This window comes from Bacteroides sp. OM05-12 (assembly GCF_003438995.1).
In the GTDB taxonomy this organism is placed as follows: domain Bacteria; phylum Bacteroidota; class Bacteroidia; order Bacteroidales; family Bacteroidaceae; genus Bacteroides.
On record NZ_QSUN01000062.1, the window covers coordinates 1 to 627 of the forward strand.

Sequence of the window (627 nt, forward strand, 5' to 3'; positions counted from 1 at the left end):
CTTGGAAGAATAAGAAGAAAGCAAGATAACAATAACAAGGAAAGAAGAAATAACCCGGGTAGTTGAAGATAAAAGTCTTCGGGTGCATGGCGTATAATGAAAGATAAGCGGCTTCCTCGTCTGTCGGTAATCCGGCAGGGAAGGATGTTATAAACCTATAATAAATAAACGATGTGTTCTCCAAGAGACAAAAGAAGTCCGAAGGCAATTTCCGGCAGGAAACAATACAGCACAATTATCCGGGACAACACGATGGAAAAAGAGCAAACAATACAGGAAGTAGCGGTACACCCTGAAACAGGAAACTCCACGGTAAGCGTCCATTTCCAATATAATCAGCATAGCCGGCATATTATTATCATAGTGAAGGGAAGACGGGGGAAGGGGGAGGAAGGGAAGGAACGGTACATAACAAAAAAGAGAGTCCCTTCCGATCACTCGAAAAGGACTCTCTAATAAAACGGCAGCTACCTACTCTCCCACTGTTACGCAGTACCATCGGCGTGACCGGACTTAACTTCTCTGTTCGGAATGGGAAGAGGTGGAACCCCGGTGCTATAGCCACCTGAATAAGGCAGACATAATGTACAAAATAAATTCTATCAGTAAGATACTAAACGTATATAA

Annotated in this window: 1 rRNA gene; it reads right to left on the reverse strand. The window is 43.2% G+C overall.

The features are described from left to right. Nucleotides 1-458: 458 nt before the first annotated feature. A 5S ribosomal RNA gene (rrf, locus tag DXB63_RS17745) occupies nucleotides 459-569 on the reverse strand. Between the last annotated feature and the right edge of the window lie 58 nt (nucleotides 570-627).